Below are 22,672 nucleotides of genomic sequence, written 5' to 3'. Positions count from 1 at the left end.
CAGAATCGAGGCATGCCTGATACCGAACAGCACAAGCCGGAGACCGGACACCCCGCCGAGCGCTGGACACCGATCCACGGGCAGCCCTACCGCTCGGTCCCCTACCGCCCCGCCCGCATGCCCCAGGCCGAATCCCTCGCGCACGCGGCCGAGTTGAGGGAGCGGATGCACGAGCGCCGCACCGTGCGGCAGTTCTCGTCGGACCCCGTGCCGCCACAGGTCATACGGGACGCCGTCGCGTGCGCGGCGACCGCGCCGTCGGGCGCGCACCAGCAGCCGTGGACGTTCGTCCTCGTGCAGGACCCCGAGGTCCGCCGCCGCATCCGGGAGGCCGCCGAGCACGAGGAGCGGATCTCGTACGACGGGCGGCTCGGCGAGGAGTGGCTGGCCGCGCTGCGCCCGCTGGGCACGGACGAGGTGAAGCCGCACCTGACGGACGCGCCCGGCCTCATCGTCGTGTTCCAGCAGCGGTACTGGCTCGGCGACGACGGCACCAAGCACAAGCACTACTACGTCGACGAGTCGGTCGGCATCGCGGTCGGGATGCTGCTGTCCGCGCTGCACCTGTCGGGGCTCGCCGCGCTCGTGCACACGCCGAGCCCGATGCGGTTCCTGTCCGAGGTGCTCGGGCGGCCGGAGAACGAGAAGGCGTTCGCGGTGATCCCCGTCGGCTATCCGGCGCCGGACTGCCAGGTCCCCGATCTGGTGCGCAAGTCCCTCGATCAGGTGCTCGTGGAGGTCTGAAGCTCCCGGGCAGGCAGCACGGGGTAGTCGGTGTACCCCTCGGCGCCGTTGGTGTACAGGTGCGCCGCGTCGAGGTCGTTCGGCGGCGCGCCCACGGCGAAGCGGTGCGGCAGGTCCGGCGTGGTGAGGAACGCCCTGCCGTAGGAGACGAGGTCGGCGCGGCCGTCGGCGACGACGGCCTCGCCCGCCTCCTTGGTCGTCGGGTCGCCGTTCTCGCCGACGTTGGCGATGAGGGTGCCGCTCCAGTGGGGGCGCAGGTCGGCCAGGGCGGGGTAGCGGTCGTTGTCGGTGAGGTGCAGATAGGCGAGGCCGAGGCCGTCGAGCTCGTCGAGCAGCGCGCGGTAGACCGGCCCCGGGTCGGCCTCGTACATGCCGAACTGCGGGTTGCCGGGCGAGAGCCGCAGGCCGAGCCGCTCGGCGCCGATGGCGTCGGCGACCGCGCGGACCACCTCCACCGCGAACCGGATGCGGTTCCCGGTCGAACCCCTGCCGTACGCGTCGTCGCGGAGGTTGGTGTTGTCGGCGAGGAACTGGTGGATCAAGTAGCTGTTGGCGCCGTGCAGTTCGACGCCGTCGAAGCCCGCTTCGACGGCGTTGCGGGCCGCGGCCACGTGGTCGTCGACGGCGGTGCGGATGTCGTCGAGGGTCATCACGCGCGGGGTCACCGGCTCGGCCTTGCCGCCGTCGCGCACGTGCACCAGCTCGGGCGAGACCACGACGGAGGGGGCGGCGGGCGCGTCGCCGTCGATGCGGGACAGCGGGTGGCCGTGCCGGCCGCCGTGCATGAGCTGGGCGTAGATCCGCCCGCCCGCGGCGTGCACGGCCTCGGTGACCCGGCGCCAGCCCGCGACGTGCGCGGCCGTCTCCAGGCCGGGGATGCGCCAGCCGCTCTGGCCGCGGCTGCTGGGCCAGATGCCCTCGGTGACGATGAGCCCGGCGCTCGCCCGCTGGGCGTAGTAGTCGGCGACGATCGGCTGCGGGGTGCCGTCCTCCTCGCCGCGGAAGCGGGTCATGGGGGCCATGACCATGCGGTTGGGGAGGTTGCCGAAGGGGGCTGCGTACGGGGTGAGGAGCGTGTTCTGCGTCATGCCGGAACGGTAGAAGCTGACACAGGTGTCAGTTTCAAGTCCGCACAGCCGGGCCCGAGCCCCCTTCCCTAACCCTTAAAAACATCTTGACTGGTTAGCTGAGTCCGTGATGCACTCATCCCGCACGCAACCACCAAAGCGAGAATGAGGGGTTAGAGGAATGAGTACCCAGGTCCACCACCGCACCACCACCGTCCGCGGGCACGAGGTCTTCTACCGCGAGGCGGGGCCCGCCGACGCCCCCGTGCTGCTCCTGCTGCACGGCTTCCCGTCCAGCTCGCACATGTTCCGGGACCTCATCCCGCGCCTCGCCCACCGCTTCCGCGTCATCGCCCCTGACCACATCGGCTTCGGCCGCTCGGCGGCGCCCGCCGCCGACTCCTTCCCGTACACCTTCGCCGAACTGGCCGACGTCACCGCCGAGTTCACCGAGCGGATCGGCCTGACCCGGTTCGCGCTGTACGTCCAGGACTACGGCGCGCCGATCGGTCTGCGCCTCGCCCTCGCCCACCCGGGGCGGATCACCGCGATCGTCACGCAGAACGGCAACGCGTACGAGGAGGGCCTCGGCGCCGAGGCCTGGGCGCCCGTGTTCGCGTACATCAAGGACCCGAACGAGGAGACCGCCGCGGCCGTGCGGGAGATCCGCTCCCCCGAAGGCATCAAGTGGCAGTACACGCACGGCGTCCCCGACCGCTACCGCGACCTGATCAGCCCGGACGCGTGGGAGCACGACACCGCGGCCATGGCGCGCGCGGGGCAGGACGCCGTCCAGCTCGCCCTCATGGGCGACTACGGCGGCAACATCGCGCTGTACCCGGACTTCCACGCGTACTTCCGCGAGAGCCAGGTGCCGGTGCTCGCGGTGTGGGGCGCGCACGACCAGATCTTCGTGCGGGCCGGCGCAACCGCCTTCCAGCGGGACCTGCCCGAGGCCGAGGTGCACCTGCTGCCGACGGGCCACTTCGCCCTGGAGACGCACGCCGGGCAGATCGCCGCCCTGGTCGAGGACTTCCTCGGCCGCCGCGCGGGGGCCTAGCCCCGGCGCTATCCGCTGTGCGTCGCACTGCGGATGGCCCGCCAGCGCGTCCGGAAGAACCGCAGGAAGACCGCCTCGGTCAGCGCCGCGTAGAGCGCCACCGCTCCGCCGAGCGCGACGTTGTCCCAGAGCGTGCCGCCGCTGGCGTACCGCTCGATCAGGAAGTAGGCGCCGAGGAGCTCAGCGAGCACGCCGGTACTCAGGATGAACGCGGCCGTCGCCACGTACGGATAGCCCATGTGCGTGCCGGAGGAGACGAGGCGGGACTCCCAGCTGAGCACGGCGCTGCCGCCGAGCAGCGCGTTGATCCGGCGCTCGACCGCGGCGACGCCCTGGCCCGCCCGCTGCGACCGGTGGTACTCGCCCAGCCAGATCAGCAGGCTCGCCTTGGCCGCCGCGGGGACGAAGACCAGGCAGGCGGGGATCAGGACGCCGCGGGACAGGTCGGACGTCAGGACGGCCGCGACGACCACCGCGAGCGAGGTGAACGCGAAGTTCATGATCTGGATGCGGTTGGTGATGGCCTGGAGGCTCTCCTGCCGCAGCGAGTTGTACTCGGCCAGGAGCGTGGCGACCACCGGCGACGGCGCCGCGAGGCCGGATTCGGCGTCCGGGGGCCGCACTCCGGCGGGGCCCTTGCGGGGCGGGCGCCCGGAGGACTCCGGAGGGGGCGGCGATGGCGGGGGCGACGGTGGCGGCACGCTCATACCGAGAGTCTCCTCAGCAGCTCCCGCGAGTCCGTGGTCTTGAAGCCTTCCGAAGCTGCCGCTCCCTCAAACGCGTACGCCGCCGTCCGGAAGCCGAGGCCCCGCGCGCGGCGCAGATTGCCCGCCCGGTCCTCGATCAGCAGGGTCGACGGCGGATGCGTGCGCTCGGCGGCCGCTTCGAGGAGGCCGCGCCCCCGGGCGCCCTTCGTCACCCCCAGCTCGTGGGAGAGGAAGACGAGTCGGGGGTCCACCCACCGGTGCAGGGACAGGCGCTCGGCCTGCTTCGCGTACCAGAAGGACGTGTTGTTCGAGGCGATGCCCACCGGCCGGGACCCGCCGTCCGCGGCCGCCGCGAGGAGCTCGCCCGCCGCCGGGTTGGCGAGCAGGAGGTGCTCCTCTAGCTCCTTGACGAGCGAGGGCGGCACCGCTCTGCCGAGCTCACGGCCCAGCGCGTCCCAGTACGCCTGCTCATCGGCCTCGACCACGCTGAACCGGCGCCAGAGCCGGCGCCCGGCCGCTTCCACCTCGCCGCGGTCGAGCCCGATGCGGTCGGCGAGGCCCGCGCCCTCGGTCAGCAGGAGGGCTTCCCAGGGGTCACGGAACAGCACGTTGCCGAGGTCGAACAGGACCACCGACGGCCGGTCCCCCGGCCCGTCCGGATTCCGCGCACCGTCCGTGTGCTGCGGATCAGCCGTGTGCCTCGGATCGTCCGTGTGCTTCGGATCGTCCACCCGCAAGGCCCCCTGGGTCGCGCGCCGCCGTGTCGTCGCAACCTACACAACACCGCCCCCGGCCGGGGTGGGGCCCAGGCCGGGGGCGGGGGTTCAGGAGGGCGTGCGCCCCCGGTCGGGCGTCAGCCCATGTGCGGGTAGGAGTAGTCGGTCGGCGGGACCAGGGTCTCCTTGATGGCGCGGGTCAGGGTCCAGCGCATCAGGTTCTGCGGGGCGCCCGCCTTGTCGTTGGTGCCGGAGGCACGGCCGCCGCCGAAGGGCTGCTGGCCGACGACGGCGCCGGTCGACTTGTCGTTGATGTAGAAGTTGCCCGCGGCGAAGCGGAGCTTCTCCATCGTGTGCGCGGCGGCGGCGCGGTCGTTGGAGATGACCGCACCCGTCAGCGCGTAGTCCGACACCGACTCCATCTGCTCCAGCATGGCGTCGTACTGGTCGTCCTCGTAGACGTACACGGCGAGGAACGGGCCGAAGTACTCGGCCTTGAAGACCTCGTTCTCCGGGTCCGAGCACTCGACGACGGTCGGGCGCACGAAGTAGCCCACCGAGTCGTCGTAGGTGCCGCCGGCGACGATCGTGCAGCTCGGGTCGGCCGCGGCACGGTCGATCGCGGCCTTGTTCTTGGCGAAGGAGCGGTCGTCGATGACGGCGCCGATGAAGTTCGACAGGTCGGTGACGTCACCCATGGTGATGCCGTCGACCTCGGCCGCGAACTCCTCCTTGAACCCGTCGTTCCAGATGGAGGCCGGGATGTAGGCGCGCGAGGACGCGGAGCACTTCTGGCCCTGGAACTCGAACGAGCCGCGGGTCAGCGCGGTCTTCAGGACGGCGCGGTCCGCGGACGGGTGCGCGACGACGAAGTCCTTGCCGCCGGTCTCGCCGACGATGCGCGGGTACGAGCGGTACTTCTCGATGTTGTTGCCGACCGTCTTCCACAGGTGCTGGAAGGTCTTGGTCGAACCCGTGAAGTGGATGCCCGCCAGGTCGCGGTGGTTCAGGGCCACCTCGGAGACGGCGATGCCGTCGCCGGTCACCAGGTTGATGACGCCCTTGGGGAGACCGGCCTCCTCCAGGAGCTGCATCAGCAGCACGGCGGCGTGCGTCTGCGTCGGGGACGGCTTCCACACGACCACGTTGCCCATCAGGGCGGGGGCGGTCGGCAGGTTGCCCGCGATCGCGGTGAAGTTGAAGGGGGTGATCGCGTAGACGAAGCCCTCCAGCGGGCGGTGGTCCATGCGGTTCCACACGCCGGGCGAGTTGGCCGGGGGCTGCTCGGCCAGGATCTCGCGGGCGTAGGCGACGTTGAAGCGCCAGAAGTCGACGAGCTCGCAGGGGGTGTCGATCTCGGCCTGCTGCGCGGTCTTCGACTGGCCCAGCATGGTGGAGGCCGCGAGGGTCTCGCGCCAGGGGCCCGAGAGCAGCTCGGCGGCGCGCAGGATGATCGCGGCGCGGTCGTCGAAGGACATCGCGCGCCAGGCCGGGGCGGCGGCGAGCGCGGCGTCGATCGCGTCCTGCGCGTCCTGCTGGCTGGCGCCGCGGCCGGTGCCGATGACGGCCTTGTGGTTGTGCGGCTGGACGACCTGGAAGGGCTCGCCGCCGCCGAGGCGCTTGACGCCGCCGATGGTCATCGGCAGCTCGATCGGGTTCTCGGACAGCTCCTTGAGCTTGGCCTCGAGCCGGGCGCGCTCCGGGGAGCCCGGGGCGTAGCCGTGTACCGGCTCGTTGACCGGGGCGGGGACCTGGGTCACAGCGTCCATGAGTTCCTTAGCTCCTTCTGTGCGGGGGGCTCTGTGCGTGGAGGGTGCGGGCGGCTCAGCCCTTGGTGAGGATGGAGCGGCCGAAGAACAGCAGGTTCGCCGGCTTCTCCGCCAGGCGGCGCATGAAGTAGCCGTACCAGTCGGTGCCGTAGGCGGTGTACACGCGCATCCGGTGGCCCTCCGCGGCGAGCCGCAGGTGCTCCTCGCTGCGGATGCCGTACAGCATCTGGAATTCGTACTCGTCCAGTTTGCGCCCGGCGCGCCGCGCCAGCTCCTGGGTGATGGCGATCAGGCGCGGGTCGTGGGACCCGATCATCGGGTAGCCGTCGCCCTCCATCAGGATCTTCAGGATGCGGACGTACGCCTTGTCGATCTCCGCCTTGTCCTGGTACGCGACCTCGGCGGGCTCCTTGTAGGCGCCCTTCACGATGCGCACGCGGCTGCCGTTCTCGGCCAGGCGACGGGCGTCGTCCTCGGTGCGGAAGAGGTACGCCTGGATGACGCAGCCGGTCTGCGGGAAGTCCTTCCGCAGCTCGTCGTGGATGGCGAACATCGAGTCGAGGGTGGTGTGGTCCTCGGCGTCGAGGGTCACGGTGGTGCCGATGGCGGCGGCGGCCTCGACGACCGGGCGGACGTTGGCGAGGGCCAGCTCGTGGCCGTTCTCCAGCGCCTGGCCGAACATCGACAGCTTCACGGACATCTCGGCCTTCTCGCCGAAGCCGAGGTCCTTGAGGCGGTCGATGAGCTCCAGGTACGCGTCGCGCGCGGCGTACGACTGCTCGACGGTGGTGATGTCCTCACCGACGACGTCGAGGGTGACCTCCAGGCCCTTGCCGACCGCGTCCTCGACGATCGGGACGACCTGGTCGACGGTCTCACCGGCGATGAAGCGGTCGACGACCTGCTTGGTGCCCGGCGCCGCCGAAACGAAACGGCGCATCTTGTCACTGCGCGACGCGGCAAGGATCACGGGACCCAGCACGGGGCACCTCCACGGGAGTACGAACGAAGCCGTACCGGCATCATTTTTGCGACAAAACTGGTACGGCACGGAGAACCACCGTGAAACCTAAGGATCCCTCCGATCCTGAGCTATCGACACCTGTCACGCATCCGTGGGCTGGATCTCAGACAGATGTCTGAGTCCGGTGCCGGACTGCGCGAGAATGGCCTTCGAAAGCATTGACGACGAGGGAACCGGGCAGGCGGCACAGCCCGCACGGAGCGAAGGAAGGGCCCGGGTGAAGGGCGACTACCAGGAACTGGTCGACGAGATCTCGGCCCTGCTCGGCGCGCCCGCGACCCTGGAGAACCGCGACTTCGAACTGATCGCCTTCGGCGCCCACGACGGCGGCGACGGCTTCGAGGCGGCGGACCTCGACCCGGTCCGCACCCGCTCGATCCTCACCCGCCGCTCCACGGCGGCGGTCCGCTCCTGGTTCGAGAGCTTCGGCATCACGCGCGCCACCGCCCCGGTCCGCATCCCGCCGACCCCGGAGGCGGGCGTGCACCGCGGCCGGATCTGCCTGCCGGTACGCCACCGGGGTTACGCCCTGGGCTATGTGTGGCTGCTCGACGGCGAGCCGGGCCCCACGGAGGCGCGGCTCGGCGCCGCGATGGAGGTGGCCGCCCGGATCGGCGCGCTGCTCGCCGACGAGGCGCAGGCGGGCGCCGACCTGACCCGCGAGTTCCGGGCGGCCCTGACGGCGGAGCGCGGCTGGCAGCGGGACATGGCGGTGGCGGCGCTCCGCACGGCGCTGGGGGCGCGCGGCGAGGGCCTGCACGCGGTGGTGTGCGTGGCGCCGTGGCCCGCGGCGGGCCCGGAGGACGCGCCCGCGCTGCGGACCGTGCCGGGGGCGACGGCCCTGTGCACGGTGCCGTGGATCACGACGGGTGCCGTGGGGCAGTCGCTCGCGGTGCTGGTGCGGCTGCGCTCGGCGGACGCCCTGACCCCCGCGCTCACGACGGCGGCCCGCCTCGCGGAGTCGGCGGGCGGCGGCGCGACGGCCGGGGTCGCGGGCGCCCGGCACGGCCTGGAGGAGCTGGGCGCGGCCTGGGCGGAGGCGTCGGCGGCGGCCCGCGCGGCGCTCGCCGAGCCCCGGCTCGGGCCGCTCGCCCGCTGGTCGGACATCGGCCCCTACCGGCTGCTCACCGCGCTGCCCGCGGAGGCCGCGCAGGACGCCGTGGCCCGGGCGCTGCTGGCCCCCGCGCACCGCGAACTGGCCCGCACCGCCGAGGTGTTCCTCGACTGCGCGGGCCAGGCGGGCCGGGCCGCGGCGGAACTGGGCATCCACCGCCAGACGCTGTACTACCGCCTCTCGCGCGTGGAGCAGCTCACGAAGCTGGACCTGGACGAGGGCGAGGACCGGCTGCTCCTGCACATGGCCCTGAAGGCGTCACGGCTGCGCTAAGCGCTCCGCTGGATCCGCCGTGCCATGCCGTCGTTCGCCTGCGGGTTCGTCGAGGCTGGTCGCGCAGTTCCCCGCGCCCCTTCGGGGCGCTTCCAGCATGCGGCGGACTTCATCATGCCCGCTTAGACGCCGGCCCTCGTCCGCCGAGACCCGCTCCGCCACCCGCCGCAGCCCCTCCGTGAGCTGCCCGGCGGTGGTGGCCGAGCCCGGGTCGAAGAGCCACTGCACCATGAGGCCGTTGAGCAGGGTGGTGTAGAGCCGCCCCTCGCGGGCGGCTTCGTGCTCTCGGCCTGCGGCTACGGCCTGCTCTTCGCCGCCGGTACGGACGCGATGTGGACGGTGCTCACCGGGGCCGGGGTGCTCGCCTGCGGGGCCGTGGCCGTGGGCTCCCAGCTGACGGACCTGGCGCTCGGGGCGGCCCCCGCGGAGAAGGCGGGCGCGGCCTCCTCCCTCCTGGAGACGGGCCAGGAGTTCGGCGGCGCCCTCGGGATGGCGGTCCTGGGCTCCATCGGCGCGGCGGTGCTCCTGCTGGCCGCGGGCCTGGCCGCCAAGTCCCTGCGCTGACACGCCGAACGCCGGACGGGCTGGAGGTTTCCAGCCCGTCCGGCGTTTGAGGACGCGGCGCGCAGCGCCGATGGAGCGAGGCCTGTCAGTCGGCCAGGTTCACCGAGCGGGCGGACGTCGCCCCGATCTCGGCGGCGACCTCCGCGAGCACCGCGGGCGGCACGGTGTCGTCGACGGTGAGGACGGCCAGCGCCTCCCCGCCCACGTCAGCGCGAGCGACCTGCATGCCCGCGATGTTGATCCCGGCCTCGCCGAGGACGCGCCCGACGGTGCCGACGACACCCGGCCGGTCCGCGTACCGCAGCACGACCATGTGGTCGGCGAGCGCCAGGTCCACGTCGTACTCGCCGACCGCGACGATCTTCTGGTGGTTCTTGGGTCCGGCGAGCGTGCCGGAGACCGCGACCTCCTCGCCGTCGCCGAGCGTGCCGCGCACGGTGACCACGTTGCGGTGGTCGGGCGACTCGGAGGAGGTGGTGAGCCGCACCTCGACACCGCGCTCCTGCGCGAACAGCGGCGCGTTCACGTACGAGACGGTCTCGTCCACGACGTCCTCGAACACGCCCTTGAGGGCGGACAGTTCGAGCACCTTCACGTCGTGCTGGGTGATCTCGCCGTACACCTCGACGTCGAGGCGCACCGCGACCTCGCCCGCGAGGGCGGTGAAGATCCGGCCGAGCTTCTCGGCGAGCGGCAGGCCGGGGCGCACGTCCTCGGCGATGACACCGCCCTGCACGTTCACCGCGTCGGGGACCAGCTCGCCCGCGAGCGCGAGCCGTACGGACTTGGCGACCGAGATGCCCGCCTTCTCCTGCGCCTCGTCGGTGGACGCGCCGAGGTGCGGGGTGCACACGACCTGGTCGAGCTCGAACAGCGGGGAGTCGGTGCACGGCTCCTTCGCGTACACGTCGAGGCCGGCGCCCGCGACGCGGCCCTCCTTGAGCGCCGAGTACAGCGCTTCCTCGTCGACGATGCCGCCGCGGGCGGCGTTCACGATGCGGACGGCGGGCTTGACCTTGTGCAGCGCCTCGTCGCCGATGAGACCCACGGTCTCGGGCGTCTTCGGCAGGTGCACGGTGATGAAGTCCGAGGCCTCCAAGAGCTCGTCGAGCGAGAGCACCTTCACGCCCATCTGCGCGGCGCGCGCGGGCTGCACGTACGGGTCGTAGGCGACGACCTTCATGCCGAACGCGGACATCCGCTGCGCCACGAGCGCGCCGATGCGGCCGAGGCCGACGACGCCGAGGGTCTTCTCGGCCAGCTCCACACCGGTGTACTTGGAGCGCTTCCACTCGCCGTTCTTCAGCGCGGTGTTGGCCTGCGGGATGTTGCGGGCGGTGGCGAGGATCAGACCGCAGGCCAGGTCGGCGGCGGTGACGATGTTCGAGGTGGGCGCGTTCACCACCATGACGCCCGCCTTGGTGGCGGCGGAGACGTCGACGTTGTCGAGGCCGACGCCCGCGCGGGCGACGACCCGCAGCTTGCGGGCGGCGGCGATGGCCTCGGCGTCGACCTTGGTCGCGGAGCGGACCAGGATGGCGTCGACGTCGGCGATGGCGGGCAGCAGCTCCGCGCGGTCCGCGCCGTTGCAGTGCCGGATCTCGAAGTCCGGGCCCAGGGCTTCGACGGTCGCGGGCGACAGCTCTTCAGCGATGAGTACGACCGGTTTGCCGTTGGCAGCAGTGCTCACGTGAGTCCTCACAAGTCCAATGCGGACGGCCGTCCCGACGGCCGCAGGCGGTGGAGGTGGCTAGCCGCGTGGAAGACGCACGACGCTGTGGGCCTGACGCGAATGTGGTTTGCAGTGTAGTGGCGGCTGCGGGGGCCTTATGCGCCTGACTGGAAGGATCACCCGGACGTGGCTGGACACGGCGGACAACCGCGGAAGGCGAGATCCAGCCCCTCCGGCGTTTGAGGAGCGGGGTCCGGGGCGGAGCCCCGTGTCCTCGTGCCCGGGGGGCCGGGGCGATGCGCCCCGGCCCCGCCGGAGTACGCCCTACTCGTTGTCGTTGACCCAGGACATGAGCTTGCGCAGCTCCTTGCCCGTGGTCTCCAGCAGGTGGTCCTGGTCCTGCTGCTTGTACTCGTTGTACTTCTTCAGACCGCCGTGGTACTCGTCCATCCACTGCTTCGCGAACGTGCCGTCCTGGATCTCGGCGAGGACCTTCTTCATCTCGGCCTTGGTGGCGTCCGTGATGATGCGCGGGCCCGTGACGTAGTCGCCCCACTCGGCGGTCTCGGAGACCGACCAGCGCATCTTCTCCAGGCCGCCCTCGTACATGAGGTCGACGATCAGCTTCAGCTCGTGCAGGCACTCGAAGTAGGCGATCTCCGGCTGGTAGCCGGCCTCGACGAGGGTCTCGAAGCCCGCCTTGACCAGGGCGGCGGTGCCGCCGCAGAGCACGGCCTGCTCACCGAACAGGTCGGTCTCGGTCTCCTCGGTGAAGGTCGTCTTGATGACGCCCGCGCGGGTGCCGCCGATGCCCTTGGCGTACGACAGGGCCAGCTCGAAGCCCTTGCCGGTGGCGTCCTGCTCGACCGCCGCGATGCACGGGACGCCGCGGCCCTCTTCGTACTGACGGCGCACCAGGTGGCCCGGGCCCTTGGGGGCGACCATGCAGACGTCGACGCCCGCCGGGGGCTTGATGAAGCCGAAGCGGATGTTCAGGCCGTGGCCGAAGAAGAGCGCGTCGCCCTCCTTCAGGTTGTCCTTGATGGACTCCTCGTAGACCTGGGCCTGGATGGGGTCCGGGACCAGGATCATGATGACGTCGGCCTCGGCGGCGGCCTCGGCGGGCGTGACCACGCGCAGGCCCTGCTCCTCGGCCTTGGCCTTCGACTTGGAGCCCTCGTGCAGGCCGACCCGGACGTCCACACCGGAGTCGCGCAGCGAAAGGGCGTGGGCGTGACCCTGGCTGCCGTAACCGATGACCGCGACCTTGCGGCCCTGGATGATGGACAGGTCTGCGTCGGCGTCGTAGAACAGCTCGGCCACTGGATATCTCCTATGTGTGCTGATGTTGCGTCCCACCGTACGGCGGGCTCGGTCAGGAAGGTCGGGGGGTTCCGGAATGCGGAACGTCAGGCGGTGCGGTCGAGGGCACGCAGGCTGCGGTCCGTGATCGAGCGCGAGCCGCGGCCGATCGCGATGGTGCCGGACTGCACCAGCTCCTTGATGCCGAAGGGTTCGAGCATCTTGAGCATGGCCTCCAGCTTGTCGCTCGACCCGGTGGCCTCGATGGTCACGGCCTCGGGTGCGACGTCCACGGTCTTGGCGCGGAACAGCTGGACGATCTCGACGATCTGGGAGCGGGTCTCGTTGTCAGCGCGCACCTTCACCAGGACGAGTTCGCGCTGAACGGCGGAGCCCGGCTCCAGTTCGACGATCTTCAGGACGTTCACCAGCTTGTTGAGCTGCTTCGTGACCTGTTCGAGCGGCAGTTCCTCGACATTCACCACAATGGTGATGCGGGAGATGTCGGGGTGCTCGGTGACGCCGACGGCAAGGGAGTCGATGTTGAAGCCGCGGCGGGAAAAGAGGGCGGCGATCCTGGCCAGGATGCCGGGGGTGTTCTCCACCAGGACGGAGAGCGTGTGCTTCGACATGGGAGTCATGGGTCTCGTGCCTCTGCCTCGTGTTCCGTGGGCCGTCAGTCGTCTTCGCCGTCGCCGAAGTCGGGGCGCACGCCCCGGGCGGCCATGACCTCGTCGTTCGAGGTGCCCGCCGCGACCATCGGCCAGACCTGGGCGTCCTCGTGGACGATGAAGTCGATCACGACGGGCCGGTCGTTGACGGCGTTGGCCTCTTCGATGACCTTGTCGAGGTCGGCCGGGTCCTCACAGCGGATCGCGTAGCAGCCCATCGCCTCGGACAGCTTGACGAAGTCCGGGACGCGGGTGCCGGCGCTCGGCTGCTTGCCGTCCGCGTCCGGGCCGCTGTGCAGCACGGTGTTGGAGTAGCGCTGGTTGTAGAACAGCGTCTGCCACTGGCGGACCATCCCCAGGGCGCCGTTGTTGATGATGGCGACCTTGATCGGGATGTTGTTCAGGGCGCAGGTGGTGAGCTCCTGATTGGTCATCTGGAAGCAGCCGTCGCCGTCGATCGCCCAGACGGTCCGGTCCGGCTGGCCGGCCTTGGCGCCCATCGCGGCCGGGACGGCGTAGCCCATCGTCCCGGCGCCGCCGGAGTTGAGCCAGGTCGCGGGCTGCTCGTACTGGATGAAGTGCGCGGCCCACATCTGGTGCTGGCCGACGCCCGCGGCGAAGATCGTTCCCTCGGGAGCCAGTTGGCCGATGCGCTCGATGACCTGCTGCGGCGCGAGCTGGCCGTTGTCGGGGTGGCCGTAGCCGAGCGGGTAGGTGTCGCGCCAGCGGTTCAGGTCGGCCCACCAGGCGGTGTAGTCGCCGGTGTGGCCCGCGGTGTGCTCGGCCTGGATGGCCTGGACGAGGTCGGCGATGACCTCGCGGGCGTCGCCGACGATCGGCACGTCGGCGGCGCGGTTCTTGCCGATCTCGGCCGGGTCGATGTCGGCGTGCACGATCTTCGCGAACGGGGCGAAGCTGTCCAGCTTGCCGGTGACGCGGTCGTCGAAGCGGGCGCCAAGGGCGACGATCAGGTCGGCCTTCTGCAGCGCGGTGACGGCGGTGACCGCCCCGTGCATGCCCGGCATGCCCACGTGCAGCGGGTGGCTGTCGGGGAACGAGCCGAGCGCCATCAGGGTGGTGGTGACGGGCGCGCCGGTGAGCTCGGCGAGGACCTTCAGCTCGGCGGTGGCGCCGGACTTGATGACGCCGCCGCCGACGTACAGGACGGGGCGCTTCGCGGCGGTGATGAGCTTCGCGGCCTCGCGGATCTGCTTGGCGTGCGGCTTGGTCACCGGGCGGTAGCCGGGCAGCTCCTGCTGCGGCGGCCAGGAGAACGTGGTCCGTGCCTGCAGCGCGTCCTTGGCGATGTCGACGAGGACGGGGCCCGGACGGCCCGTGGAGGCGATGTGGAAGGCCTCCGCGATGGTGCGCGGGATGTCCTCGGCCTTGGTGACCAGGAAGTTGTGCTTGGTGATCGGCATCGTGATGCCGACGATGTCCGCCTCCTGGAAGGCGTCCGTGCCGATCGCCTTGGACGCCACCTGGCCGGTGATCGCGACCAGCGGGACGGAGTCCATGTGGGCGTCCGCGATGGGCGTGACCAGGTTGGTGGCGCCGGGGCCCGAGGTGGCCATGCACACGCCGACCCTGCCGGTGGCCTGGGCGTAGCCGGTGGCCGCGTGACCCGCGCCCTGCTCGTGGCGGACGAGGATGTGCCGGACCCGCGTGGAGTCCATCATCGGGTCGTACGCCGGGAGGATCGCGCCTCCGGGAATGCCGAATACGGTGTCGGCCCCGACTTCCTCGAGCGAACGGATCAGGGACTGCGCACCCGTGACGTGCTCGACGGGCGCGGACTGCTGCTGTCCAGAGGATCGGGGCCGCGGCTGCGGATGGCTGGCCCCGGTGGCCTGCTCGGTCATCGGCATTCTCTTCTCGAAGCTGAGGGATTCGCTGAGGTCCCGCTTGAAACGTTCGGCGGGGATTTAGCGGGGTTTTTGCCTGGGTTTGGCAGTGCTGGTGCAACAAAAAACCCCTCGTGCCGTGGGGCAAGCGAGGGGAGCGCGCCGGGTGCGGTCGCTGGGTTCCTCCGGTATCGGGACCGGGCTCACCAGCTTCAGCCGACGCGCTTTCCAAGTACGAGAATTCGGGTGCGCATGGCACTGACCCTCCCCCCGGCGCGCCCTGACTGTCAAGTAGGTGGGACGGGCGTCTCAGCATGTGAGCGGCCGAACGGGGTGGTCCCCGCCACCGTCCCGGCCGCGTAGGCCGCGCTCGCACCGCCGAAGGCGGCGTTGGGGGGTGCCGCGGCGGGGCCGCCCACGCACACCGGCTCGACGGGCCCGCGCGGCACCGGGTACTCCCCCATCGTGAGCGCCCGGCGCAGCCGGTACTCGTCGAGCGGGCCGGAGAACGCCATGCCCTGCCCGTGCGTGCAGCCCATCGCGCGCAGCGCCACGACCTGCTCGGGGTGGTCCACGCCGTCGGCGACGGAGTCGAGGCCGAGGTCGGTGGCGATGCGCAGGAGACCGGCCGTGATCTTGTGCAGGCGCGCGGACTCCACGACGCCCTCGACGAGCCCGCGGTCCAGCTTCAGGACGTCGACGGGGAGCCGCCGCAGCGCCGTGATCGCCGCGCAGCCGCTGCCGAAGCCGTCGAGCGCGACCCGGACGCCGAGCCTCCGCAGGGAGGTCAGACGGCGCTCCAGCTCGTCGAGGGAGACCCGCGGGTCGCTGTCCGCGAGCTCGATGACGAGCGCGCCGGAGGGCAGCCCGTGCCGGGTGAGCAGGGTCTCCAGGGAGCCGAGCGGCAGGGAGCGGTCGACCAGGCGGCGCGCGCCGATCCGCACGGAGACGGGCACCGCGTGCCCGGCGAGAGCGCGCTCGGCGGCCTGCTCGACGGCCTCCTGGAGCAGCCAGCGGCCCAGCTCGGCGGTGCGGTCGCCGTCCTCCGCGGTGCGCAGGAACTCGCCGGGCGTGAACATGATGCCCTGGGCCGAGCGCCACCGCGCCTGGGCCGCGACCGAGGTGATCCGGCCGCTGTCGAGGGCCACGACGGGCTGGTGCAGGAGCGTGAACTCGCCTTCGTGCAGGGCGCTGCGCAGCCGCGTGGCGAGCTCGGCCTTGCGGGCGACGTCGGCCTGCATCTGGGGTGCGTACAGCTCCACGCGGCCCTTGCCCGCCGCCTTCGCGCGGTACATCGCGAGGTCGGCGTTGCGCAGCAGCTCGCCCGCGCCGACGCCCGGTTCGGCGAAGGCGACGCCGATGGAGGCGGCGACCCGGACATCGTTGCCGTCGATGTCGTACGGCTGCGAGAGTCTGAGCCGCAGCCGGTCGGCGAGCTCCATGATGTGCTTCTCGCGCGCGGCCTGGTCGCGGGTGCCGTCGCCGACGATGAGGGCGGCGAACTCGTCGCCGCCGAGGCGCGACGCGGTGTCCGACGCGCGGACGGCCTCCTGGAGGCGCTGGGCGGCCATCACGAGGAGTTCGTCGCCCGCCTGGTGGCCGATGGTGTCGTTGACCGCCTTGAAGCCGTCGAGGTCGATGAAGAGTACGGCCGTGCCCCGGTCGGTGACTCTGCGACCGCCGAGCGCTTGCGCGACTCGGCGGGTGAAAAGTGCCCTGTTGGGCAGGTCCGTGAGCGGATCGTGCTCGGCGTTGTGCTGCAACTGCGCCTGCAGGCGCACCCGTTCGGTGACGTCCCGGCTGTTGAAGATGAGACCGCCGTGGTGGCGGTTGACGGTGGACTCCACATTGAGCCATTCACCGCTGCCGGACTTGAAGCGGCACTCGATCCGCGTGGTGGGCTCCTCCACGGGGTTGGCGGCGAGGAAGCGGCGCACCTCGTGGACCACGCGGCCGAGGTCCTCCGGGTGCATGAGCGTGGCGAGCTCGGAGCCGACGAGGTCGTCCGCCTCGCGGCCGTAGACCCCGGCGGCGGCCGGGCTGACGTACCTCAGGATGCCGCTCGGGGCGGCGATCATGATGACGTCGCTGGAACCCTGCACCAGGGAGCGGAAGTGGTTCTCCTTCTGGGCCAGTTCCTGGGTGAGCGTGATGTTGTCGAGCAGCATGATGCCCTGGCGCACGACGAGGGCGAGGACGACGGTGCCCGCGGTGAAGAGCACGACCTCGTCGACACTGCGCCCGTTCAGGACGTTGTAGAGGATCCCGAGCGTGCAGACGGCCGCGGCCAGGTACGGCGTGAGGGCGGCGAGGGAGCCGGCGATGGGCCGCGTCGTCGCGTACCGTCCGTCGTCGCCCCGCTCGTGGTCGCGCAGATCACGTCCGTCCCGCACATCCCGTACGTCACGCGGATCGCGCAGGTCACGTGGATCTCGTACGACATGTACATCCCGATGTACGTCCCGCACGTCCCGCACGTCGTGGACATCGCGGGCTCCTCGTACGTCGCGCGCGCCCGCGGGGCGCGGCCTGTCGTACGGGCGGTGGCCCACGCGCGTGGGGTCCGTGTCGGCGCGTCCCTGCCGGGGCGTCGCCCACGGGGCGTACGCGAGGAGCAGGGAACCGGCGAACCAGCCGGCGTCGAGCAGCTGGCCGGAGCGGTAGCTGGCGTGCAGCAGCGGCGAGGTGAACAGGGCGTCGCACATGACGGTCAGCGCGAGGGCCCCGATCGCGGTGTTCACGGCGGTGCGGTTCGCCGAGGACCGCCTGAAGTGCAGGGCCAGGACCATGCTGACGAGGGCGATGTCCAGGAGCGGGTACGCGAGCGACAGCGCGGCGTGCGCGACGCCCGGGCCGTCGAACTGGGCGGTGTGCGCGAGGGCCAGGCTCCAGGAGAGCGTGAGCAGCGAGCCGCCGATGAGCCACGCGTCGAGCCCGAGGCACACCCATCCGGCCTTGGTGACCGGGCGCTTGGCGAGCACGAGCAGCCCGATGATGGCGGGCGGCGCGAAGCACAGGAAGAACAGGTCCGCGAAGCCGCGCTCGGGCACGGACTGCCCCAGGACGACCTCGTGCCATCCCCACACCGCGTTTCCGCAGGCCGCCATCGCGGAGGAGAGCGCGAACAGCAGCCACGCGGGTCGAAAGCGGCTGCGCCGGGTGCGGGAGTAGAAGAAGCAGGACACGGCGGCGGCCGCGGCGGCGGCGCTGAGACCGAAGTCGCCCATGATGAGCGCGAGCCGGTCCGAGCCCCAGCCGAGGGCGGAGCCGGTCGCATAGCCGCCGCAGATCAGCAGCAGGAAGACCTGTGACAGCAGGCCCGTGCCGCCGCTCGGCGCGGGGCGCCGGGCCATGGGCGCGCCCGGCGAGGGCAGGGGGGCGCCGAGCCCGCCGTCAAGCACGGACGCGGAGGCCGTCTGCCCGCTCACCGGGCCACCCCGCTCCGCACGCCGGTGCCACGGCCACGCGCGCCGCGTCCGCGCGCCGCGCGGTCCGTCGCGCCCGGACGCGGGAAGCCTTCCCTCGCGCCCGGGTGCGGAGGCCCCTTCGTCGCACCACGGGCCCCACCCGGCACCGGCCCATAGCATCCCGGTCCCGTCGACGGGACAGCGGGGGGACACTTGGCCCGCGGCCGGCCGCCGGGGGGTGCCGGGTCCGTGCTGCGGCGGTCGCTCGTCCGCCCTGACGGCTGCCATGCGACGGCCTCCGACTGCTGCGGACGGCGCCGTGCGGCGCGGTGCGGGTGCCGGTGCCGCCGGGCGCAGTGCCCGCGTCTGCGGGCCGGTGTGCGCGAGAGTCGCGGGCGGTGGTCCCGCCGCTTCGGATCGTTCGCCCATAGGCCGTGCATCGCCCGTCGCCCCCCTCGCAGTCTCGGTACTCGATCCCCGGCGCCGAACGGTGCACGGCGCAGCCCCTGTCGGGACGATACACCAGCCTCGTCACTCAGGGACAGGTCTGCTCTACGCTGCGTGACTACGCCCGTCAATATGGACACGCGGCGCACGCGAGTGAGTGCGGAGCGTGCACAGAAGGCGCAACGCCGGTTCCAGGCGGTCACGGTGCGCCGGATATCGACCGTTCCTGACCGACTTGTGAAGCCGCCGCAGGCCGGAGGGCCGGGCTCCGAAGCCCTGAATATTGGGATTGCGACGGGTTACGACACCCTTGGGCTCACGAGGGCATCGGGGTCACGACGTCGTCAGAACGACGTTGGACAGCGGCTCCCCGGTGACGTACCGCCGCAGCTGGGCGGTCAACAGGCGCCGGGCGCGCGGCGGGAAAGCGGACGACGAGCCCCCCACGTGCGGGCTGATCAGCACGCCGGGGCTCCCCCACAGCGGGTGACCGGCGGGCAGCGGCTCCGGGTCCGTGACGTCCAGGGCGGCGGTGAGGCGGCCGCTCTCCAGCTCGGGGACCAGCGCCTTGGTGTCGACCACCGGGCCGCGGGCCACGTTCACGAGCAGCGCGCCGTCCTTCATGCGTGCCAGGAAATCGGCGTCCACCAGACCCCGGGTGGCCTCCGTGAGGGGCGTGGACAGCACCACCACGTCCGCTTCGGGAAGCAGTCGGGGCAATTCGTCGAGCGAGTGCACCGGACCGCGCGCCGTGGTGCGCTCGGTGCGCGCGACGCGCGCCACCCGCGCGCACTCAAAGGGCGCGAGCCGGTCCTCGATCGCGGAGCCGATCGATCCGTACCCCACGATGAGCACGGACTTGTCGGCGAGGGCCGGATAGAAGCCCGAGCGCCACTCCTGCACCCGCTGCCCCTCCACGAACCGCGGAACGCCCCGCAAGGAGGCGAGGATCAGGGTCAGCGCGAGCTCGGCGGTGCTGGCCTCGTGCACGCCGCGCGCGTTGCACAGCTGGACACCGGGCCGCAGGAACTTCAGACCCGGCTCCAGGGCGTCGATGCCCGCCGTCAGCGTCTGCACGACCCGCAGGGACGTCATGGCGGTCATCGGGGGCACCACCACGTCGGTGCTCTTCATGTACGGCACCACGTAGAACGCGCAGTCGGCCGGATCGGCGGGGTAGTCAGGACCGCCGTCCCAGCAGCGGTACGTCAGACCGGCGTCGGACGCGGCGGGCAGACCCTCGACGTCGGTCTCTTCGAACGGCAGCCATACGTCAGTTGTCATGGTCAGGAGGCTAATGCGAACAGGGTGCACGCCGCGTGCCGGGACGCAGAGGTTACGTTTGGTGCCGCCCGGACGAAAGATCACGGACAGTCGAGGGATCGCGGGACAGCGGGAGGGTTCGACCAGGTGGAGCGCAGGACGATCGGCGCCGGGGCGCTCGGGGTGGGCGCCGTCGGACTCGGCTGTATGCCGATGAGCTGGGCGTACTCCGGCTCGCGACAGCGCGGTGACGCCTCGATGCAGACCGTGCACGCGGCGCTCGACCAGGGCACGACGCTCCTCGACACGGCGGACATGTACGGCCCGTTCACCAACGAACTGCTCGTCGGCAGGGTGCTCAAGGAGCGGCGCGCCGAGGCCTTCGTGTCGACGAAGTGCGGGCTGCTCGTGGGGGATCAGCACGTCGTCGCCAACGGCCGCCCCGGCTATGTGAAGCGCGCGTGCGACGCGTCGCTGCGGCGGCTCCAGACCGACATCATCGACCTCTACCAGCTGCACCGCGCCGACCCCGAGGTGCCGATCGAGGAGACCTGGGGCGCGATGGCCGACCTGGTCACGGCCGGGAAGGTGCGGGCGCTCGGCCTGTGCGCGGTCGGAGCGCGGGCGCGGCGGCGGTCCGGCGGCGGGATGCACGACACCACGATCCGCCAGCTCGAACGGGTCCAGCAGGTCTTCCCCGTGACGGCGGTGGAGGCCGAGCTCTCGGTGTGGTCGCCCGAGGCCCTCGACGCGCTGCTCCCGTGGTGCGCGGCGCGGGGCATCGGCCTGCTGGCCGCGATGCCGCTGGGCAACGGCTTCCTCACGGGCACGCTGACGCCGGGACAGGGCTTCGAGCCGGACGACCTGCGCGCCCGGCACCCGCGCTTCACCGCCGAGATGATGGCCGCCAACCAGCCCCTGGTGGTGGGCCTGCGCCGGGTCGCGGCCCGGCACGGCGCGACCCCCGCGCAGGTGGCCCTGGCATGGGTCCTCGCACAGGGCACCCAGGTGGTCCCGATCCCCGGCGCCAAACGGGACCGCTGGGCACGCGAGAACGCCGGGGCGGCGGGGATCCGCCTCTCCCCACGGGACTTGACGGACCTGGCGGCCCTGCCCGCCGCGCAAGGCTCGTGGGACTGAGGCGATCGGGCCGGATGGTGCCGCTCTCGGCGGAGATCTCAGCCCCTCCGGCGTTTGAGGAGTGAGGGTCTGGGGGCGGAGCCCTCAGGAATCGGAAAGGGGCGGGTCAGGGGCGTCCCGCGAGGGCTTGGGAACCTGCGGGGCTCGGGCGGTGTATGAACAGGAGAAGCGCCGTACCGAAGGGATCCCCACCGTGCTGAGTCCTCAACGTTTCGCCGTGACAGCCACCTTGGCCACCGCCCTCCTCCTGGCCACCGGATGCTCGTCGGACGACGGCGACGCCGCGGACGGCGGCAAGCGCACCGAGTCCACCGCCTCCGGCCCCACCGGCTCCCCGTCGGACGACGGCGCGACACCACCCCCGGAGAAGGGCTCGGCCAAGGTCACCAAGACCCTGGCCACGGGCCTGAAGTCACCGTGGGGGCTGGCCGCGCTCCCGGGCGGCGACCTGCTCGTCTCGTCCCGGGACGAGGGCACGATCACCCACGTGGACGGCGGCACCGGCAAGAAGACGGAGGTCGGCAAGGTGCCCGGGGTGGCCCCCGGCGGCGAGGGCGGCCTGATGGGCCTCGCCCTGTCCCCGACCTACGCCTCGGACCACTTCGTGTACGCGTACTTCACGACGGCTTCCGACAACCGCGTGGCCCGCATGCTCTACGACGAGGCGAAGCCCGAGGGCCAGCGCCTCGGCGCGCCCGACACGATCTTCAAGGGCATCCCCAAAGGCATGATCCACAACGGCGGCCGGATCGCCTTCGGCCCCGACAAGCTGCTGTACGTGGGCACGGGCGAGACCGGCGACACCGGCCTCGCCCAGGACAAGAAGTCCCTCGGCGGCAAGATCCTCCGCCTGACCCCGGACGGCGAGCCGGCGCCGGGCAACCCCTTCGAGAACTCCCCGGTGTACTCGTACGGCCACCGGAACGTCCAGGGTCTCGCCTGGGACGAGCAGAAGCGCCTGTGGGCCTCGGAGTTCGGCCAGGACACCTGGGACGAGCTCAACGAGATCAAGGCGGGCGACAACTACGGCTGGCCCGAGGTCGAGGGCAAGGGCGATGCGGACGCCAAGGAGGAGGGCTTCCACGACCCGGTGGCCCAGTGGAAGACGTCCGAGGCCTCACCGAGCGGCGTCGCCTATGCGGAGGGCTCGGTCTGGATGGCGGGTCTGCGCGGCCAGCGGCTGTGGCGCGTCCCGGTGCGCGGGGCGGGCGGGGAGCCGGAGACGGAGGCGTTCCTCACCGAGGAGCACGGCAGACTGCGCACGGTCCTCGCGGCGGGCGGCGACAAGCTGTGGCTGGTGACGAGCGAGACGGATTCGCGGGGCACCCCGGAGAAGGGCGACGACAAGATCCTGGAGGTGGAGGTGGAGTAGCGCGAGCGCACACTCAGGCGGCGGGCGGCGCCTCGTCCGGGCGGGCACCGGGGCCGGGGCCGCATCCGGGGCCGGGGCCGGGGCCGGATCCGGAGGCAGAAGCGGAAGCAGAAGCGGAGCCGGATCCGGAGGCGGGAGCGGGCCCGGGGTCAGCGCCGGAGCCGGGGACGGCGTCGAGGCCGGAGGCGGCATCGGACCCAGGGACGGCGTCAGAGCTGGGGCCGGCATCAGAGCCGGGGACAGCGTCGGAGCCGGAGGGCTGGGCGGCATCCGAGGCGGGCCGGGCGGCATCCGCTCCCTGCTTCGGGACCCGTACCACCACCTTGCCGGAGGACAGGTCTATGGGTCCTTTGCCGGGGTCCCCGTCGTCCACGTCGACGCGCGTCAGCTCAAGCCGCTTCTTCTCGTCGTCGGTGTGCTTGCGCCCGGGCGCGAAGAGCTGCTCGAACACGTTGAACACAGTGCCTCCCGAAAAGGCTGACGACGGTCCTGTTTCCCAGGGTAAGCGAGCGCCCG

General features: G+C 71.8%; 17 protein-coding genes and 2 pseudogenes. 6 read left to right on the top strand and 13 right to left on the bottom strand.

Translation table 11 applies throughout. The features are described from left to right. The first annotated feature begins 12 nt into the window (after positions 1 to 12). Positions 13 to 744 (top strand): nitroreductase family protein, encoded by a 732-nt coding sequence (locus IG74_RS0115880; protein ID WP_030676426.1) that lies wholly within the window; start codon positions 13 to 15, stop codon positions 742 to 744. On the opposite strand, the gene IG74_RS0115875 is transcribed toward IG74_RS0115880, so the two are convergent. Beyond that, positions 723 to 1,832, bottom strand: coding sequence for an alkene reductase (locus IG74_RS0115875; RefSeq protein WP_030676424.1), 1,110 nt, complete (start codon positions 1,830 to 1,832; stop codon positions 723 to 725). The two genes, IG74_RS0115880 and IG74_RS0115875, sit on opposite strands and share 22 nt — an antisense overlap. Positions 1,833 to 1,992: 160 nt before the next feature. On the opposite strand from IG74_RS0115875, the gene IG74_RS0115870 reads away from it, so the two are divergent. Further along, positions 1,993 to 2,871 carry an alpha/beta fold hydrolase gene (locus IG74_RS0115870; RefSeq protein WP_030676422.1) on the top strand — a complete coding sequence of 293 codons (879 nt, stop codon included), beginning with the start codon at positions 1,993 to 1,995 and terminating at the stop codon, positions 2,869 to 2,871. Positions 2,872 to 2,879: 8 nt separating this feature from the next. On the opposite strand, the gene IG74_RS0115865 is transcribed toward IG74_RS0115870, so the two are convergent. From IG74_RS0115865 to IG74_RS0115850, 4 genes are all read right to left on the bottom strand, one after another. Then, complete coding sequence (locus tag IG74_RS0115865) at positions 2,880 to 3,578, bottom strand: hypothetical protein (protein WP_158857640.1); 699 nt, start codon at positions 3,576 to 3,578, stop codon at positions 2,880 to 2,882. Further along, complete coding sequence (locus IG74_RS0115860; protein ID WP_030676415.1) at positions 3,575 to 4,309, bottom strand: HAD family hydrolase; 735 nt, start codon at positions 4,307 to 4,309, stop codon at positions 3,575 to 3,577. The genes IG74_RS0115865 and IG74_RS0115860 overlap by 4 nt, the downstream gene beginning before the upstream one ends. A gap of 122 nt (positions 4,310 to 4,431) precedes the next feature. Next, positions 4,432 to 6,063, bottom strand: coding sequence for an L-glutamate gamma-semialdehyde dehydrogenase (gene pruA / locus IG74_RS0115855; RefSeq protein ID WP_030676411.1), 1,632 nt, complete (start codon positions 6,061 to 6,063; stop codon positions 4,432 to 4,434). A 55-nt stretch (positions 6,064 to 6,118) separates the two neighbouring features. Beyond that, complete coding sequence (locus tag IG74_RS0115850; RefSeq protein WP_030676407.1) at positions 6,119 to 7,045, bottom strand: proline dehydrogenase family protein; 927 nt, start codon at positions 7,043 to 7,045, stop codon at positions 6,119 to 6,121. Positions 7,046 to 7,304: 259 nt separating this feature from the next. Here IG74_RS0115850 and IG74_RS0115845 point away from each other — a divergent pair, with 259 nt between their 5' ends. Then, positions 7,305 to 8,474, top strand: a complete 1,170-nt coding sequence (locus IG74_RS0115845; RefSeq protein ID WP_030676405.1) for a PucR family transcriptional regulator — start codon at positions 7,305 to 7,307, stop codon at positions 8,472 to 8,474. Here IG74_RS0115845 and IG74_RS54680 read toward each other — a convergent pair. Next, positions 8,460 to 8,741, bottom strand: a pseudogene (locus IG74_RS54680) (hypothetical protein); the annotation flags it as partial. The gene IG74_RS0115845 and the pseudogene IG74_RS54680 sit on opposite strands and share 15 nt — an antisense overlap. On the opposite strand from IG74_RS54680, the pseudogene IG74_RS0115840 reads away from it, so the two are divergent. Continuing rightward, positions 8,739 to 8,996 (top strand): annotated as a pseudogene (locus IG74_RS0115840) (MFS transporter); the annotation flags it as partial. The pseudogenes IG74_RS54680 and IG74_RS0115840 sit on opposite strands and share 3 nt — an antisense overlap. A 127-nt stretch (positions 8,997 to 9,123) precedes the next feature. Here IG74_RS0115840 and serA read toward each other — a convergent pair. From serA to IG74_RS0115810, 6 genes are all read right to left on the bottom strand, one after another. Further along, on the bottom strand, positions 9,124 to 10,728 hold the full coding sequence (gene serA, locus IG74_RS0115835) for a phosphoglycerate dehydrogenase (protein WP_030676398.1): 1,605 nt from the start codon (positions 10,726 to 10,728) through the stop codon (positions 9,124 to 9,126). 306 nt (positions 10,729 to 11,034) lie between these two features. Beyond that, positions 11,035 to 12,033, bottom strand: coding sequence for a ketol-acid reductoisomerase (gene ilvC / locus IG74_RS0115830; protein ID WP_030676395.1), 999 nt, complete (start codon positions 12,031 to 12,033; stop codon positions 11,035 to 11,037). Positions 12,034 to 12,119: 86 nt separating this feature from the next. After that, positions 12,120 to 12,644, bottom strand: a complete 525-nt coding sequence (ilvN, locus tag IG74_RS0115825) for an acetolactate synthase small subunit (RefSeq protein WP_030676392.1) — start codon at positions 12,642 to 12,644, stop codon at positions 12,120 to 12,122. 44 nt (positions 12,645 to 12,688) lie between these two features. After that, entirely contained in the window at positions 12,689 to 14,551 is a 1,863-nt protein-coding gene (locus tag IG74_RS0115820) for an acetolactate synthase large subunit (RefSeq protein WP_030676388.1), read from the bottom strand. 263 nt (positions 14,552 to 14,814) lie between these two features. Then, a complete protein-coding gene (locus IG74_RS0115815) occupies positions 14,815 to 17,880 on the bottom strand; it encodes a putative bifunctional diguanylate cyclase/phosphodiesterase (RefSeq protein WP_234334342.1) in 3,066 nt (1,021 codons plus the stop codon). Positions 17,881 to 18,714: 834 nt separating this feature from the next. After that, on the bottom strand, positions 18,715 to 19,665 hold the full coding sequence (locus IG74_RS0115810; protein ID WP_030676382.1) for a 2-hydroxyacid dehydrogenase: 951 nt from the start codon (positions 19,663 to 19,665) through the stop codon (positions 18,715 to 18,717). A 126-nt stretch (positions 19,666 to 19,791) separates the two neighbouring features. Between IG74_RS0115810 and IG74_RS0115805 the strand changes: the two genes are divergently transcribed. Further along, the gene (locus IG74_RS0115805; RefSeq protein WP_030676379.1) at positions 19,792 to 20,784 is read left to right on the top strand and encodes an aldo/keto reductase; all 993 of its coding nucleotides are present in this window, start codon (positions 19,792 to 19,794) and stop codon (positions 20,782 to 20,784) included. Positions 20,785 to 21,001: 217 nt separating this feature from the next. After that, positions 21,002 to 22,156, top strand: coding sequence for a PQQ-dependent sugar dehydrogenase (locus IG74_RS0115800; protein ID WP_030676375.1), 1,155 nt, complete (start codon positions 21,002 to 21,004; stop codon positions 22,154 to 22,156). Positions 22,157 to 22,169: 13 nt separating this feature from the next. Here the strand turns inward: IG74_RS0115800 and IG74_RS54675 are convergent, their stop codons facing one another. Further along, a complete protein-coding gene (locus tag IG74_RS54675; RefSeq protein WP_234334340.1) occupies positions 22,170 to 22,607 on the bottom strand; it encodes a DUF6191 domain-containing protein in 438 nt (145 codons plus the stop codon). Positions 22,608 to 22,672: the final 65 nt, after the last annotated feature.

Origin of the sequence: Streptomyces sp. NRRL B-1347 (assembly GCF_000720325.1) — a bacterium.
Lineage (GTDB): Bacteria > Actinomycetota > Actinomycetes > Streptomycetales > Streptomycetaceae > Streptomyces.
Note: the sequence above shows the minus strand (reverse complement) of the source record. Positions and strands in the feature narration are given on the sequence as shown.